This is a genomic window from Nocardia sp. NPDC050412, from assembly GCF_044458825.1.
Taxonomy (GTDB): Bacteria; Actinomycetota; Actinomycetes; order Mycobacteriales; family Mycobacteriaceae; genus Nocardia.
In genome coordinates this window covers 13018-28444 of record NZ_JBITIJ010000019.1, presented here as the reverse complement: position 1 = coordinate 28444, position 15427 = coordinate 13018, and the positions used below count along the sequence as shown (strand labels likewise).

Here is a 15427-nt window from a genome sequence, read left to right as displayed (position 1 = left end):
TCCGTCATGACCACGTATGTGGCTGTGCCTATTGTTCGCTCGCTACGCTCGCTCATTGACTGCGCCTCGCTGGCGCTCGGCTCCGTCATGACCACGTATGTGGCTGTGTCTATTGTTCGCTCGCTCATTATCGACCTCCGTCCCCGAGCCGCCAGGCTGGATCGCCCGGGCGGGTTCCCGGCATCGTCGAGTGGGTATCCGGCTGGTGCGCGGGCACATTCGCGGTATCGCGGATCGGATCGGTCTCCAGAATGCGTCCGGCCTCGAGATGTACAGTCCGATCGCAGACCGTGGCCATATCGTGCACGTCATGTGAGATGACGATCAAGGTGAGGCCGGAATCGCGCAGGCGGGCAAGCAGTTCCACGATCTCCGCGCGGCCCTGAGGGTCCAATCCGGCCAGCGGTTCGTCCAGCACGACCACCGGCGAATGGCTGGCCACAATGGCTGCGAGCACCACGCGTTTGGCTTGGCCGCCGCTGAGTTCCTCGATTGAGCGTGCGGCGAGTGCGCGATCCAAACCCACCGCATCCAGTGCGCGTCCGACCGCACCGGATCCGGCGGCCCGTCCGCCCCAGTCCGCGATTTCGTCGCCGACCGTCTGCTTCTGCAACTGCAGCCGGGAGTGCTGGAACGCCAATTCCACCCGGCCGATCTGTTTTGCGATCGGCTTATCGCTCAATTCGCAACGGCCGGAACTGGGTTCGATCAATCCCGCCATGATCCAGGCCAGCGTCGATTTGCCGGATCCATTGCCGCCCACTACGAGTAGTGCCTCGCCGCGCCGAACCGTCAGATCGACACCGTGCAAAGCCGGTGCGGCCCACGGTGTTCCGTGGTTGTAGGTGTGGCGCACCTCGCTCAGTCGCAGGATGGTTTCACCCATCGGCCGACGCCGGATCTCGCCGACCGGCTGCGGCCAGGCGGGCAGCCGCTCGACGGTCCGGCCACCTGCCAGGTGCACCACCCGATCGGCGGCGGCCGCATCGGCCTCATGGTGGGTGACCAGCACCACCGCCATCGGATGGCGTTTAGGCAGTTCGGCCAGGAGTGCGACGAGATCGTGGCGACCGTCCGGATCGATCATCGAGGTGGCCTCGTCGGCAATGAGCAGCGCGGGGCGGCGGGCCAATGCCGCGGCCACCGCGAGTCGCTGCTGCTGACCGCCGGACAGGGTCGCAGTCTCGCGATCGCCCATACCGTCCAGGCCGACCTCGCGCAGCAGGGCGGCGATATCGACCGCGGTGGCGAGTTCGGTGGACAGACCCCACACCACATCGTCGGCGACGAGCACACCGAGCGTTTGACTCTCCGGCCGCTGCAGCACCAGTGCGGTGCCACCCAGGTGACCGAGGCCCGCCGCGCCAGGGCGGTCAACGCCACCGGTGGTCGGCGGTTGTCCCGCGAGCAGCCGGGTCAGTGTCGATTTGCCGGACCCGTTGTGGCCGACAATGGCCACGAATTCGCCGATGTCGACGGTGAAATCGATCCCGGACAGTGCGTCCACCGGCGCTCCCGGATAGCGGAAACCGACCTCGCGTAGTCGCACCGGCAACGGCGCGATCGGCCGGTCGTCAGGCGGTGCGTCGAGCCGGTCGTGACTCGGCAGCCATGCCAGCCGATCGAGTACCGAGCCGAGGACGAACCAGGAGAACACCGCCGTCACGATGATGCCCGCCAGCACGCCACCACCGATCAGGACCCACCACCAGCGGATCGCGGCGTCGGCGGCGTCGGAGACCCCGCGTCCGAGCGGTTCCAGCTGGGGTTGCTGTGCTGCCGTCCGCTCCAGGCCTTCCGCGGTGCTGCGGATGGTGTCGAACAGCAGATTCCGGGAGCGGGACAACACGAGCAGCGATCCGATGGCGAAGGCTGCGAAGCCGAGACCGGCGAGTGTCGATAATCCGAGCACCGCGGGCAGGCCGCCACGTCGCCGTTTGACCGTGCCGATAATCCCCGCGATGGTGGCTGAGCTGAGAATGCCGAATGCGGGCACGAGGCCCGCCGCGACAAAGCAGACCAGCACGGCCGAGCCGGTCGCGGTGATCAGGACGCGCAGCCGATAGCGATGCGCGATCATGGCCAGCGGCACCGCGGCGACCAACTGCAGCGCCGCGGCTATCGGAATCAACGCGCCGACGGTGACCAGGGCGACGGAGGCACCCCCGAGCACCGCCCCCACCGCCAATTCGATCGGGCGCAGTGGTCCGCGCTCGGTGGGGCGGACGGGCAGATCACTCACGGGTCAAGTCTGCCAGCATCCTGTGGACAGTTCGTGTGGTCTTTCTGTGGAGAGAGTGAGCGTCAGGCGACCCGGGTCAGCTCGTAATCGGCGGCCTTCAGCTTGCGCACGCGACGGCGATAGGCGAGCTGCGGGCCCGGCCAATTATTGGTGATCCGGCCCGAAGCGGTTCGATACCAGCTGGAGCAGAAGTTCCACGGTGTGCGCGCGAGGCGCTGCTGAACCGCGGTATTGAATTGCGCCTCCGCCTCGGGACGCACCTCGAGCACATGGCCGGGACGTTCGGCGAGCAGTTGGACGGCCTGGCGGATATAGCGGGCCTGCGATTCGATCATGTAGATGATCGAGCCGACGCCGAGATTGGTATTCGGTCCGTAGACCAGGAACAGATTCGGGAAGTCGGGCACGGTAATGCCGCAGTAGGCGTGCGCGCCGTCCTGCCAGGCATCGGAGAGTTTGCGGCCCGCGCGGCCGTAAATATTCATGGGCCAGAGGAATTCGGTGCCCTTGAAGCCGGTGCCGTAGATGATCACCTCTACCTCGTGCACCGTGCCGTCGGCGGTGCGCACGCCGTTCGGCACGATTTCGGTGATGGCGGTGGTCTCGACCTGCACGTTCTGCTCGAGCAGAGCTGGGTAGTAGTTGTTGGAGAACAGTCCGCGCTTACAGCCGATCGGATAGTCGGGGGTGAGTTTGGCGCGCAGTTCCGGATCCGGGACCTGTTCTTCCAGATGTTTCGACGCGATTTTCGCGACCAATCGTACGATCCACGGGAATTCGACAAGGCCGAGCGCGATGAATTCGGCGATGGCCCACCAACCGAAGCGTTCGACGAGCAGGGCGCCGGGCAGCCGGGCGAAAAGTTTGTGCTGGACCGGGGTGTAGTTGGTATCGAATTTGGGCAGCACCCAGGCCGCTGTGCGCTGGAACAGGGTGAGGTGTTCGACCTGCGGCTGGATCTCCGGAATGTACTGGATGGCGCTGGCGCCGGTGCCGATGCAGGCGACGCGTTTACCGGCCAGGCCGACGCCGTGATCCCATTCGGCGGAGTGGAAGGCCTGACCGGTGAAGGTGCCGATGCCGGGAATGTTCGGCAGGGCGGGCCGGGACAGTTGGCCGACCGCTGAGATGAGCACGTCGGCGGTTCGGGCCGTGCCGTCCTTGGTCCGTACGGTCCAGCGGCCGGAACTGTCGTCGAATTCGGCGTCGGTCACCTCGGCGCCGAAATGGATCGCCTCCAGCAGGCGGTGCCGTTGGGCGACCTCGCGCAGGTAGTCGTGGATCGCGGCCTGTCCGGAATACCGCTGCGGCCAGTCCGGCTTGGGCTCGTAGGAGAACGAGTACAGCGGCGACGGCACATCACAAGCCGCGCCGGGGTAGGTGTTCTCCCGCCATACCCCGCCGATGTCCGTGCCGCGCTCCAGGATGGTGATATCATCGAAACCGTTGCGCCGCAATTCGATTGCCATCCCGATGCCGCCGAAACCGGCGCCGATGATGATGACCGAGGGCCGCTCACCAGCTGTCATATGTGGCACTCCTCACAGCACTGTAGATGAGTTCCACTCTAAGACTGCCTGTCGTACGGGTCGGCGGATCGAGATTTTCGGCCATAATGTCCGCTGTGGAGCGGGTACAGGATCCGGGCATCCGCGACTGGAACTTTCCGCGCGGCATCGCCAGCGTGGCACTTATGGTCGGCTATGCCGGTGAGCAGGGCGTGCCCGTCGCGCGCATGCTCGCCGGAACCGGGCTGACCGAGGCCATGCTGCACGATCCTGACGCGCAGATCGATGCGCGAATCGAACTCGCCGTCATCCGCAATCTCGTCCGCGAACTCGCCGATACGCCCGCGCTCGGTGTCGAGATCGGTCGCCGGTATCGAATCACCACCTTCGGTATTTTCGGCTTCGCGTGCGTCAGCAGTCCGACGCTCGGTGAGGCCATCTCGTTCGCGCTGCGCTATCTGGAACTGAGCTTCACCTTCTGCCTGCCCGTCGCGGAATGGGGGGAGGGCGAGTTCATCGCCTGGGTGCACGACGAATCGATTCCGGCCGATGTGCGCCAGTTCCTGGTCGAACGCGATGTGACTGCCATGCATCAGGTCATGAGCGATCTGATCGGCAAACAGCTGCCGCTCACCAGGGCCGAATTCCGTTTTCCGGAGCCGACATACGTCGATCGGATCATGGAGGTCACCCAGGTGCGACCGCGTTTCGGGCGGGCGCACAATCTTTTCACCATCGATCCGGCCATGCTGGAACAGCCACTGCCGCAGGCGAATGAGCACACCTGGGCGATGTGCCTAGCGCAATGCCGGGGCTTGGTGGACCGCCGCCGCGCCCGCACGGGTATCGCGGCCGAGGTGCGCGAACTTCTGGTGCCCGGTGGTGCGGACGGGTTCGCGGCTCCGCGCGGGATCGATTCCGTCGCACGCGATCTCAATATGAGCACCCGCACCTTGCGTCGCCACCTCGATGCCGCCGGTACCAGCTATCGCGCACTGCTGGACGAGGTGCGCCGCGCGCTCGCCGAGGAAATGCTCACCGCCACACCGCTTTCGGTGAGTGACGTGGCCATCCGGCTCGGCTATGCCGAATCCTCCACCTTCATCTACGCCTTCAAGCGCTGGACCGGAGCGACACCGGCCGCCTACCGCCGCGAACGCGCGGTGCGGCGCTAATTCGGCTGCACGCTGATCCAACCGTTCATTGCGATATTGCGGAAATGCGTTGTGATGCGGTGATTTTCGTCGATGACGTGCAGTGCGACGGCGGGATCCGGCGCATAGTCCATGACGCGGTGCGGGAGTTCGAGTTCCCACTCCCCGCCGAGTACGGAGGCGGTGCTCGGCGCGATCAGCAGCGGGCGGCCCGCGAAGGTGGTCACGGCGGCGGAATGCGCATGTCCGGTGACCACGCCGACAATGCGTTCGTCGGCGGCGACCACCTCCGCCAATTTCTCGGGCTCGGCCAGCGAGATCTCATCGATGACCGGACTGAACAGATGTGCGGGTGGATGATGCAGCGCAAGAAGTATGGGCGCGGCTGCGGGCGCGGCGACGAGTACGCCGCGCAGCCAGTCGTAGGTTTCTTCGCTGAGTCGGCCACCGGATTCGCCGGGGACGCTCGAATCCAGCAGGGCCACGGTCAGATTGCCGACTCGATGGGCGTGGTTGATCGGTGCGGTCGATGCGGGTTCGCCGAGGAGGATCGCGCGGAAGGCGGCTCGGTCGTCGTGATTGCCGGGCAGGGCGTAGACCGGGATATCGGCGTCGAGTGCGACACGCGCCTCGGCGTACTGCTCGGCTTTACCCGAATCGGTTATATCGCCGGTCACCAAGATGGCATCGGGCCTGCGTCGCAGCTCGGCGAGATAGGCCATGACCCGCTCGGCGCGTTCGGCATTGCGGGTGCCGAGATCGAAATGGGTATCGCTGACCTGAGCCACCAGGATCATCGGCGTTCGCTTTCTCTGGGGGATCGCTACATTGCGTCAGAGGGTGTCGGCATCGCGTGCTGGCACGTTTACAGGCTAGATGACCTGCGGGTTCCGCGTCGCCATGAGGCTGACCACCGGTAGAAGGCCGCGGGGTCGGAAGTGCTCGCGCGCACACCGGGTCAGCTCGACGGGTCGACGACCGATGCCCACAGCGTCTGCAGTGACCGCAGGAACGACTTGCGATCGGCGGCGGGCAGCTGGGAAAGCAGTTGGTTCTCCTGCTCCTGGATATCGCGTTGTGCCTGGTCGCGGGTGGTCCGACCGGCGGCGGTGAGCGAAATCAGGCGTGCGCGCCGGTCGGCTGGATCGGCATCGCGGTGGATGAGGCCGCGCTGCTGGAGCTCATCGAGTGTGCCGATGATGCGCGTCTTGTCCGCGCGGATCTTCTTGGCCAGCGCGGCCTGGGTGTAGACGGGTTCGTCGCCGAGTCCGAGTAGGACCACGTAGCCCCACATGGTCAGGCCGTGTCGCTCGAGTACGGGCAGTTCCGCCGCGGCGAGGGCGCGGCCGAGCGGCGCGATCATCGCGGCGAGGTCAGGGCGCTTTTCCGGCATGGGTAGAAAATACCGCTTGGCTTATGATAATCATGAGCTTATGATAAGCATGCGCTTATTATTGGATGTATCGAGAGGACAGCGATGACCACCGATTCCGACACCGCCGCCGAACTGCAGACCCTCAAGTCGCTGGGGACACAGGTCGATCTGCTCGCCCTCAATGCGCAAGCCGTGCGCACCAGCATCGAAGTTGTTTCCCAGCTGACCGCCGCTGATCTGGCCAAGCCGACGCCATGCGCCGGGTGGACGCTGCACGGATTGCTGGCGCACATGATCACCCAGCACTATGGCTTCGCGGCCGCCTCCCGCGGCGAGGGTGACCTGTCGCTGTGGCGGCTGCGCCCGCTGGGCGCGGACCCGGTCGCGGACTACCGTGCCGCCGCCGAACATGTACTGGCATCTTTCGCCGAGGACGGCGTGCTCGACCGAACCTTCCCGTTACCGGAGTTCACCCGTGCCTTCGAATTCTCCGGAGCCGAGGCAGTCAGCTTCCACTTCATCGACTACGTCGTGCACTCCTGGGACGTCGCCCGAACCCTCGGCCGCACAGTGCATTTCGACGACGACCTGCTCGCGGTCGCACTATCGGTAGCCGAAGTCGTCCCCGGCGGCGCGGCTCGGCTGGCACCCGGTGCGGCCTTCGGACCGGTCATCAACTGGTCGAGTGACTCCGCGCTCGACGAGATCGTCGCCATGCTTGGGCGCTCCCCGAGTTGGCCGGAATAGCCGCCGCCCGTCGACCGAGCTGACGCGTGAGGAGCCGACGCCTCGGGCGCATTCGCGCCGGTGATTGTTGCGCGCGGAGGTCGCGGTTCGGCTGCTGCGGTACATCGGCTCTGGTCATCGCCGGGCGCGATTCAGGGTGGCGCGCATGGGAATTGCCCGGCATTCCGTGTGTGGTGTTGGGCGGGGCTATTCGATTGGGGGGAGCAAGGATTCGGCGGCGCGTTGGAGGAGGGCGGCGGGGTCGGGGATGGGATGGAAGGGGTGCCAGAAGTCGGAGGATGGGGTTGCTTGGAGGGTGAGGGTTGGGGGTGTGCGCCAGGGGGCGGTTAGGGCGAGTTGCCAGGAGTGGAGGTAGGTGCGGTCGTATCGGGCGGATTTGTCGAATAGGGGGTCGCCGAGGATGGGGTGTCCGATCCAGGCCAGGTGCACGCGGATCTGGTGACGGCGGCCGGTGACCGGGCGGACTGCGAGGAGGGTGTGGGTATCGGTGCGCAGGACCGTTGTGAACCGGGTTGTCGACGGGTAGTTCTTAGTGGCCAATAGATCCGCCTCATCGACGAACCAGCGTCCCGCCTGCTCGCGAATGGATTCGCGGGGTGCGGCGATCCGCACGCGGTTCTTGCGGCCGACACTGAGCGGCAGTTCGATGACGCCGCGATCGGGCAGGCCGGTCGATTCGACGATCGCCAGATACGCCTTCTCGGCCGTCTGCTTATTGAACTGCCTGGTCAGCTGCCCGTGCGCGCCGAGTTCCTTGGCCAGCAGCACGAGTCCGGAGGTCACCTTGTCGATGCGGTGCACCGGATACAGAGTTTCCCCGGCAGCGGCCGCCGCCTCGACGATATCGCTGTCGTGCCGCTCCCCGGTCACCGAAATCCCGGCGGGCTTGTTCAACGCCAACACCGCCGCGTCCTCCTCGATGACGCACCTCTCCCGCAACTCGGCCCACTCGAACTCCACCGGACGAGCTTAGGTCGTGCGTTGCCGGTGCTTGTGGTTGCGGCGCAGGGTATGGCGGACGCAGGTGGTGAGCTCAGGTCGTGGGGCTATCTGTACTTGCCGTTGCGGCGCAGGGTGTGGGGCCGCAGGCGGTTGAATCCGCGGACGCGCACGCTGCGCAGATTGCGGATATCGAACTCCGGATTCCCGTCCAGGGCGGCGGCGGCCTCGTCATCGACGAGAACGGTGCCGGGTCGGGCGACGCCGGTGAGCCGGGAGGCGATATTGACCACCGAACCGTACAGATCGCCGAAGCGCTGCAGCACCGGCCCATATGCCACGGCGACCCGCAGCTCCGGCGTGCCGCCGACCATCATCGTGCTCTCCTGGATGGCCAGCGCGATCCGGGCCGCATCGGCCGGATCCTCGGCCGCGAACATGACCTCGTCGCCGACATTCTTGATCACCCAACCGCCGTTCTCGGTGATCGCGGCGGTGGTGGTGGATTCGAATGCCTCCAGCAGCATGGACAGTTCGTCCGGATGCAGATGCCTGGTGAGCCGGGTGTAACCGACCATATCGGCGAAGCCGACCGCCAACTCGCGCACCGCCTCGCCCGCCGTGGTGCCCGGGTCGAGGGATCGGGCCAGGGCGGCGGCGAGGTGGCGGCGCCATGCGTAGGTATTGAGCTGTTCGAGCGTGGAGATGGCCGCCTCGGTCGCGGCGCGCGCGGTTTCGGCCAGATCGGTGCCGGGCGCGGCCTCTGCCATCCGAGTGCTGATTTCGGCCAGCACCACGTCGACCTGCCATTCGGCCAGGCGCGCCATACCCTGGCCGAGGGTGCGCGCGGTCGCGGCCTGTTGCCGTGAGTCCGCCGAGGCGAGCACATTGAGCGCGCGGAAATTGCGCACCGCGGCGATATCGGCATCGGCGTAGTCGACGGCGGCATCGTCGAGACCGGCCGGGAAGCCGAGTGCCATCCACAGCCGCTTGGTCAGGTCGGTGGTCGCCCCGGATTGTTCGGCGACCTCGGTCCGGTTGTAGTGGCGCGGTCCGTCGAGCAGATACGACTCCACGACCGACTCGACCAGCTCGGATATCTCGGTGGGAACCATGATCGCCTACATTACGGGCCGAGCTAGCGCCCATGGCGGCAACGGGGCAGGTGACAGTCGGCGCCACCATCGTGGCGGTCCGGGACTGTGATCGATCACAATCGGCTCAGCTGCGGCCACTGTCCCTGTCGGCGGCACACCTTGATCGTTCACGACCAACACCGGGTACCCGCCCAGCGGCGCGAGTGTCGGATTCGACGGCAGGGTGATGGTTATCGAATCCGGTGCGGTGCTGGTGAATTCGAGATCGATCGCGCGTTGCTCGTTATCGGCGGAGTGAGTGCACGCACCGGGGCGGACGAGATTCACCTCGCGCAGGGCGGGGCCGTTGTCGCGGTAACGGTCGCGCCACATCCTGGCATGATCCATCGGCGGCGCCGGTTGGTATTCCGGTGTCGGGTCGCGATGTGAACTACGGCTGCTGGTGCGGCAGTAGGGATTCCTTCGACCAAGTGAGGGTGCCCGCCGCTAAATCCGCGATAACGGCGTCGAGCCAACGCAATTCGGCCTCGGTGACCGCGCGTTGGTACTCGTCCTCCAGCATGACCACCCTGGGCAGTTGCATCGCGGCGGCCTGTTTCGCATCCGCGTCCATCTCGGCGAGCTCGGCGCGCACAGACTTTGCGCGCCGCTGCAGTTCGGTGCGCGCGCCTTCGGGTCCGAGCAGCATCAGGAACGACAGCGCCGCAGGGAATTCCGGATACTCGTTGCGCGGGTCGCCGATCATCTCGGCCAGCCAATTCGCGCAGGCCGCGCGGCCCGCGTCGGTGATTTCGTAGACGGTGCGCTCCGGATATTGCTGATCGCGGCCGGTTTCGCGGACCGTGACCAGTCCGGCCTCCTGCAGCCTGCCGATCGTCTTGTAGAGCGCCGCGCGTTGGGTGACATTGACGACCTTGTCCTTGCCCCACTCCTTGATCCGTCGCTGGATCGCATAGGGGTGCATCGGTTCCAGATGCAGGATGCCGAGCAGCGCCATCGCCAGGGGAGAGCGCTTGAACTGCGTCGATGCCGTCATACCGCTCATTCTAATGGTGTTTCGGCAACTAGGTTCATACAAACTAGTTGCAAAGATACTAGTTTGTATGCCACTATTGCTTCACCAGCGGAAGCCGCCCGAAAGGATCGAAAAATGACCGCCAAGACCGCCACCCACGTCCACGTCGACCACGAGACCGCCAAGCGCCTCGGCAACTGGACCGACGCCGACACCTTCGACATCACCGCCCGCTACGGCAGCGTGGTGATCGACCTGCGCTCGCCGCGGATCACCGGCGACGGCGAGATCGTCGTGCACGCCGATCTCGACCACGCCATGGTGAAACTGCTCGTCCCGGACGACGCCGTCATCGACCAGACCGACCTGCACTGGACCGGCCGCGGCCGGGTGAAGGATTTCGCGCGGCCCCAGAACGCGGCGGGTCGCGTCATCCGGCTCACCGGCACCAGCAACCGCAGCGAATTCCGGGTGCACCGTGCGGGTATCGCCGTGCTGTCGGCAATGTTCTCGCGGGAGTTCTTCGAGGATGTGCGCCGGGCGCATCGCGAAGGGGCGCACCCGACCGTTGCCGATCCGGCCAACGCGCCGCGTTGATGTCGGAACCGGAGTGCCCCGACCATATCTCTTGTGGTTGGGGCGCTTGGTATTTCAGCCTCCGCCGAGCCCGATCGTCAGATATTTCACGAAGAACTCGTTGTTGAGCGCATAGCGCGAGCGTCGCAGCCGGATCAGGGCGATGGCGTCATCGACCGAATGCCCCAGGTCGAGCAGCGTCTGCGCGACCACCAAACCCGAGCGGTTGTATCCGTACTGGCAGCGCACCATGACGCTGCGGTCGGCACGAACCGCGGCGGCGGCGATCCTGGCCAACGCGCGCGCCGCCGCCCGCTGCTCGGCGTGCAGTACCGCATCCGGAATGGCGAGGTGATGGTGTTCGACATCGGGTCCCGGCCCGTGCCCCTCGGCCTGGTACAGGCTGATCACCACATCGAATTCGGCCCCGACGATCGCGGGCACCCGCACGCCCTCGGCATTCCCGTAATGATGCCCACCCATCCACAGTTGCGGCACGATCTCGTTCCACGGCGCATCCGCATCCGGTGTCTGCACCCTGGGCGGCCGGTCCATCTGCACCATCGTCGCCTCCCCGCGTCTTCTTCTACGGTACCGCCGACCTATGCCACGGCAACGGCTACAGAAAACGCGTGGATGCGGCCCCTCGCCGTTCGGGGCAACCCGCTCGGGGGTCTGGCAATCTTCGAGTGAACGATGACCTTTAAGCGGTGCGAGTCCGGGTATGCGCCGAATATGGAACTTCTATTGGTACTCGTCGTGATACCGGTGATCGTCGCCATCGTGGTATTGCGGCGTAAACGTGCCGGGAAGCCGACGGACCCGGAAATGATCACCGGCAACGAAGGGCATCGCCATGTCGATGGATCCTGATCCCCGACGCACTCCCGATCTCGAGGCGGGTGGCGGCGTCAGCCCCGGCTCGACCCCGCCCGAGACGGCGCAGACCTCCGGCCTGTCCGCACCCGAACCGCGGACCAGTTGGCACTTCCCGCCGACCGGAGTCGGCTTCATCGCCATGGCCGCGGTACTGGCGATCCTGTTCATCGTGGTGGCGGTGTTGCTGGTGATAACGCTGGTCTGAACGCGTGGGCGTGCCGCGGACTACCGCTGCTCCTGTTGGTAGAACGCGTTCTAGACAGAATTGTCATTTTGTCTTACGCTCGGGTCATGACGACAGAGTTGTCTCATCGACCGAGTTTCGAGTTGAGATCCGCAGCGACTTGGCGCGACCCGTGGCAGATGTATGCCGGACTGCGCGCCCACGACCCCGTGCATCACGTTGTGCCCCAGGATGATCCGGCGAGCGACTATTACGTCCTGTCCCGCTATTCCGATGTGTATGCGGCGGCGCGGGATGTCGCGACCTTCTCCTCGGCGGGCGGTCTGACCGTCGACTACCGCGACCTCGGCGAGATCGGGTTGCCCGAACCGCGGCCGTTCGTCTTCACTGATCCGCCGGATCACACCACCTTCCGCAAACAGGTCATGAAGGGCTTCACGCCGCGGCAGGTGCGCTCGGTCGAACCGCAGGTGCGCGCGTTCGTCGTCGAGCGGTTGGAGCGGCTGCGGGCGGCGGGCGAGGGCGATATCGTCGTCGAACTATTCAAGCCGCTGCCGAGCATGGTGGTCGCACATTATCTCGGTGTGCCGGAACCGGATCGGCCGAAATTCGATGAGTGGACCGATCACATCATGACCGCCTCCGCGGGCGGCAGTCCCCTCGATGCCCAAGATGCCATCGGCGAATTGATGCAGTACTTCACCCAGTTGATCGAACGCCGGCGCGCCGAACCCGCCGACGATACGATCTCGCATCTGGTGGCTGCCGGGCTCGGCGCAGACGGCGACTATGCGGGCATCATCTCGATTCTCGGCTTCGCCTTCACCATGATCACCGGCGGAAACGACACCACCACAGGCAATCTCGGCGGCGCCGTGCAATTGCTGACCGAGCGGCCGGATCAGCGTCGGCTGCTGATCGAGAATCCGGCACTCATCCCGGATGCGGTCGAGGAGTTTTTGCGGCTCACCTCGCCGGTGCAGGGTTTGGCACGAACCATGACGCGCGACATCGAGATTCACGACACCACCATTCCGGCAGGACGTCGCGTGCTGTTGCTGTATGCCTCGGCCAATCGAGACGAACTCGAATTCGGTTCCAATGCAGGCGAACTCGATGTGCTGCGGCGGCCCAAGCAGATCCTGACCTTCAGTCACGGCAACCATCACTGTCTCGGCGCGGCGGCTGCGCGCATGGTCGCATACGTCGCGCTGGAGGAATTGCTCTCGCGCTGCCCGGATTTCGTCGTCGATATCGACCGCGTGCGTTACGCGCCCGGCAGTTATGTGCGCTGGCCGGATCGTGTGCCGTTCCGGGTATCCCGATGACGGCGGCCTCGGGCGGGCCGGGAGATTGGTTGCGCCCCAAGCGCGCCGATATCGCGGCAGAGCAGATTCTAGATGCCGCTGCGCGGCTGTTCGTCGAGCGCGGTGTCACCAATACCGGTATGGGCGATGTCGCGAAGGCGGCGGGCTGCTCGCGCGCCACCCTGTATCGCTATTTCCCGAACCGTCAAGCGCTGCGAATCGCCTTCGTGCACCGCGAAGCTCGTCGGGTCGGCGCCGCGGTCGCCGAGCAGGCTCGCGAGATCGCCGATCCGGGGGAGCGCATTGTCGCGGTCATGCTCGCATCGCTGCGCGAGGTCCGCGCCGACCCGACGCTGATCGCGTGGTTCACCGCGGGTGATGCGGGCATAGCCAATGAAATCGGTCAATCCTCCGAGGTCATCGAGGCCATTGCCGCCGGGCTGCTGCCACCGACGGCCGATCCGGATCGCTTCCGACTGGCCCGCTGGTTGGCTCGTGTCATCATGTCGCTGCTCACCGCGCCCGGTCGCGACGAGACGGATGAGCGGGTCATGCTGGAGCACTTCGTCGCACCGGTCGTCGTCGGCGCATTCGCGAACTGACATCCGCCGGATAGGCGGTGAGCAGACCGGCTCGCGCTCATTGAGGCCCGCGCCGAGGTGATCGCCGAACTCGCCAGACCTCCCGGCACTTGACTTGGAGCGCACTCCAAGTCGTAGCGTCGATGACGAAATCGTCGACCAAGGAGGAGAGTCCCGCATGATTCCGACCAGGAAGCTCGGTCAGTTGACCGTTGGTGCACAGGGTCTGGGCTGCATGGGTATGAGCCAGGCCTACGGCGTGCGCGATAACGACGACGAATCCATTGCCACCATCCATCGTGCGCTGGATCTGGGCGTGACGCTGCTGGACACCGCGAATGTCTACGGCCCGGAGACCAACGAGCGACTGGTCGGCAAGGCTATCGCCGACCGCCGCGACCGGGTGGTGCTCGCGACCAAATTCGGCATCGTATGGGGCGAGGACGGAAGCATGGGAGCCCGTGGCGACGCCGCATATGTCAAGCAGAGCTGCGACGCCTCGCTGGCCCGGCTCGGTGTCGACCACATCGACCTCTACTATCAGCACCGCGTCGATCCGAATGTCCCGGTCGAGGAAACCTGGGGCGCGCTGTCCGAGCTGGTGCAGGCGGGCAAGGTGCGCTACCTCGGCATTTCGGAGGCTTCGGCGCCGACCATCCGCCGCGCGCACGCGGTCCATCCGGTGACCGCGCTGCAGAGCGAATGGTCGCTGTGGACAAGGGATATCGAGGCCGAAGTGCTGCCGACCTGCCGTGAGCTCGGCATCGGCATCGTGCCCTTCTCGCCGCTCGGCCGCGGCTTCTTGACCGGGGCCATCACCTCCACCGCCGATCTGCCCGCCGACGATATGCGCCGTCGCTTACCGCGATTCGCCGAGGACAACCTGGACAACAACCTCGCCATCGTCGCGGCGCTGCGCGAGCTTGCCGCCGAAAAGGGCATTACCGCAGGACAATTGGCGCTCGCTTGGGTGCAGAGCCGCGGCGACGATGTGGTTCCCATTCCGGGCACCAAGCGTCGCACCTATCTCGAAGAGAATGTGGCCGCCGCCGAGATCGTCCTGACCGCAGACGATCTCGCGCGCATCGATGCCGCCGCCCCCGCCACCGCATTCTCCGGCGCGCGCTATCCGGAACATCTCGCCAAGGTTGCCGGTCGCTGACGCGGTCGGTTCACGCCTCGCACACTGTCCGCACATCTCGCAAAACGACTCACCGCATGAAACGCCGTGCCTCGAACACGAAGGTCTGCGAGGGCGTTTCGACCGAACGACTTTCCATGTCGAGGACATACATACCTGTTGTATTCGGTGTGGGAAATTGCTACGGTTGCGTTTTGTTTGCGTTGACAGTGTGCGGTGGCTGGGCGCCAATGACGGTAGCTGCTCCCGACCTATATGGATCGAGCACTAGAAGATCTGCTACACGATCGAGTATTAGAAGATCTGATACACGACGGAACGAGGCAAGTCGATGAGGCCGACGCCGACCGCGATCGGATTTCTTCGTCAGGACGTGTCGGGCGATGCCAGGGACTGGGACATGGCCCAGATCCGTAAGTTGGCAACGCGATACGGATACGACCTTGCCGAGATCGTGCGGCTAGCGGACGCGGGTACGGAAATTCTCGCGGCATTGCGCGAGGTCATCCGCCGGACGGATGCGGAAGCGGTGATTATGCCGAATCTTGCGCATTTGGACGATCGACCGGAAGAACTTGTGCGGGCGTGCGACGTGATCACTGTCAACCCGGCGAATACCTATGCCCGACGTGCATTTCCCGAGGAAAGGGTGTGGTCTGATTAGACTGCGCTGAACGCGCCG

At 65.4% G+C, this 15427-nt stretch carries 18 protein-coding genes; 9 read left to right on the top strand and 9 right to left on the bottom strand.

The annotated features are described in order from the left end of the window. Positions 1–127: 127 nt before the first annotated feature. Both ACIBI6_RS35670 and ACIBI6_RS35665 read right to left on the bottom strand, forming a co-directional pair. On the bottom strand, positions 128–2242 hold the full coding sequence (locus ACIBI6_RS35670) for an ATP-binding cassette domain-containing protein (RefSeq protein ID WP_364347198.1): 2115 nt from the start codon (positions 2240–2242) through the stop codon (positions 128–130). Between the two features lie 62 nt (positions 2243–2304). Beyond that, on the bottom strand, positions 2305–3771 hold the full coding sequence (locus ACIBI6_RS35665; RefSeq protein WP_396959357.1) for a flavin-containing monooxygenase: 1467 nt from the start codon (positions 3769–3771) through the stop codon (positions 2305–2307). Between the two features lie 95 nt (positions 3772–3866). Between ACIBI6_RS35665 and ACIBI6_RS35660 the strand changes: the two genes are divergently transcribed. Further along, positions 3867–4925, top strand: a complete 1059-nt coding sequence (locus ACIBI6_RS35660) for an AraC family transcriptional regulator (protein WP_396959355.1) — start codon at positions 3867–3869, stop codon at positions 4923–4925. On the opposite strand, the gene ACIBI6_RS35655 is transcribed toward ACIBI6_RS35660, so the two are convergent. Continuing rightward, positions 4922–5701 (bottom strand): metallophosphoesterase, encoded by a 780-nt coding sequence (locus ACIBI6_RS35655; RefSeq protein WP_364347204.1) that lies wholly within the window; start codon positions 5699–5701, stop codon positions 4922–4924. The two genes, ACIBI6_RS35660 and ACIBI6_RS35655, sit on opposite strands and share 4 nt — an antisense overlap. Positions 5702–5862: 161 nt before the next feature. Continuing rightward, positions 5863–6297 (bottom strand): MarR family transcriptional regulator, encoded by a 435-nt coding sequence (locus ACIBI6_RS35650; RefSeq protein ID WP_364347206.1) that lies wholly within the window; start codon positions 6295–6297, stop codon positions 5863–5865. 84 nt (positions 6298–6381) lie between these two features. On the opposite strand from ACIBI6_RS35650, the gene ACIBI6_RS35645 reads away from it, so the two are divergent. Then, entirely contained in the window at positions 6382–7026 is a 645-nt protein-coding gene (locus ACIBI6_RS35645; protein ID WP_364347208.1) for a TIGR03086 family metal-binding protein, read from the top strand. 186 nt (positions 7027–7212) lie between these two features. Here the strand turns inward: ACIBI6_RS35645 and ACIBI6_RS35640 are convergent, their stop codons facing one another. The 4 genes from ACIBI6_RS35640 to ACIBI6_RS35625 form a co-directional block, all read right to left on the bottom strand. Continuing rightward, on the bottom strand, positions 7213–7986 hold the full coding sequence (locus ACIBI6_RS35640; protein WP_364347210.1) for an RNA pseudouridine synthase: 774 nt from the start codon (positions 7984–7986) through the stop codon (positions 7213–7215). Positions 7987–8072: 86 nt separating this feature from the next. After that, entirely contained in the window at positions 8073–9080 is a 1008-nt protein-coding gene (locus ACIBI6_RS35635; protein ID WP_364347212.1) for an adenylate/guanylate cyclase domain-containing protein, read from the bottom strand. 6 nt (positions 9081–9086) lie between these two features. Continuing rightward, positions 9087–9434, bottom strand: coding sequence for a galactose oxidase early set domain-containing protein (locus ACIBI6_RS35630; protein ID WP_364347214.1), 348 nt, complete (start codon positions 9432–9434; stop codon positions 9087–9089). A 58-nt stretch (positions 9435–9492) separates the two neighbouring features. Next, complete coding sequence (locus ACIBI6_RS35625) at positions 9493–10098, bottom strand: PadR family transcriptional regulator (protein ID WP_364347216.1); 606 nt, start codon at positions 10096–10098, stop codon at positions 9493–9495. A 114-nt stretch (positions 10099–10212) separates the two neighbouring features. Here ACIBI6_RS35625 and ACIBI6_RS35620 point away from each other — a divergent pair, with 114 nt between their 5' ends. Further along, entirely contained in the window at positions 10213–10674 is a 462-nt protein-coding gene (locus ACIBI6_RS35620) for a hypothetical protein (protein ID WP_364347218.1), read from the top strand. A 54-nt stretch (positions 10675–10728) separates the two neighbouring features. Here ACIBI6_RS35620 and ACIBI6_RS35615 read toward each other — a convergent pair whose 3' ends face one another. After that, the gene (locus ACIBI6_RS35615) at positions 10729–11217 is read right to left on the bottom strand and encodes a hypothetical protein (RefSeq protein ID WP_364347220.1); all 489 of its coding nucleotides are present in this window, start codon (positions 11215–11217) and stop codon (positions 10729–10731) included. A 171-nt stretch (positions 11218–11388) separates the two neighbouring features. Here ACIBI6_RS35615 and ACIBI6_RS35610 point away from each other — a divergent pair, with 171 nt between their 5' ends. The 6 genes from ACIBI6_RS35610 to ACIBI6_RS35585 all read left to right on the top strand — a co-directional run bounded on the left by ACIBI6_RS35610 (position 11389) and on the right by ACIBI6_RS35585 (position 15409). Further along, positions 11389–11526 carry a hypothetical protein gene (locus ACIBI6_RS35610; RefSeq protein WP_364347222.1) on the top strand — a complete coding sequence of 46 codons (138 nt, stop codon included), beginning with the start codon at positions 11389–11391 and terminating at the stop codon, positions 11524–11526. Further along, complete coding sequence (locus ACIBI6_RS35605) at positions 11510–11737, top strand: DUF6480 family protein (RefSeq protein ID WP_364347224.1); 228 nt, start codon at positions 11510–11512, stop codon at positions 11735–11737. The genes ACIBI6_RS35610 and ACIBI6_RS35605 overlap by 17 nt, the downstream gene beginning before the upstream one ends. A gap of 86 nt (positions 11738–11823) precedes the next feature. Continuing rightward, a complete protein-coding gene (locus ACIBI6_RS35600) occupies positions 11824–13044 on the top strand; it encodes a cytochrome P450 (protein ID WP_364347226.1) in 1221 nt (406 codons plus the stop codon). Next, positions 13041–13625, top strand: coding sequence for a helix-turn-helix domain-containing protein (locus ACIBI6_RS35595; RefSeq protein ID WP_364347228.1), 585 nt, complete (start codon positions 13041–13043; stop codon positions 13623–13625). Before ACIBI6_RS35600 ends, ACIBI6_RS35595 begins: the two co-directional genes overlap by 4 nt. Before the next feature lie 157 nt (positions 13626–13782). Further along, entirely contained in the window at positions 13783–14766 is a 984-nt protein-coding gene (locus ACIBI6_RS35590) for an aldo/keto reductase (protein WP_364347231.1), read from the top strand. Between the two features lie 310 nt (positions 14767–15076). Then, positions 15077–15409, top strand: a complete 333-nt coding sequence (locus ACIBI6_RS35585; RefSeq protein ID WP_364347233.1) for a hypothetical protein — start codon at positions 15077–15079, stop codon at positions 15407–15409. Positions 15410–15427: the final 18 nt, after the last annotated feature.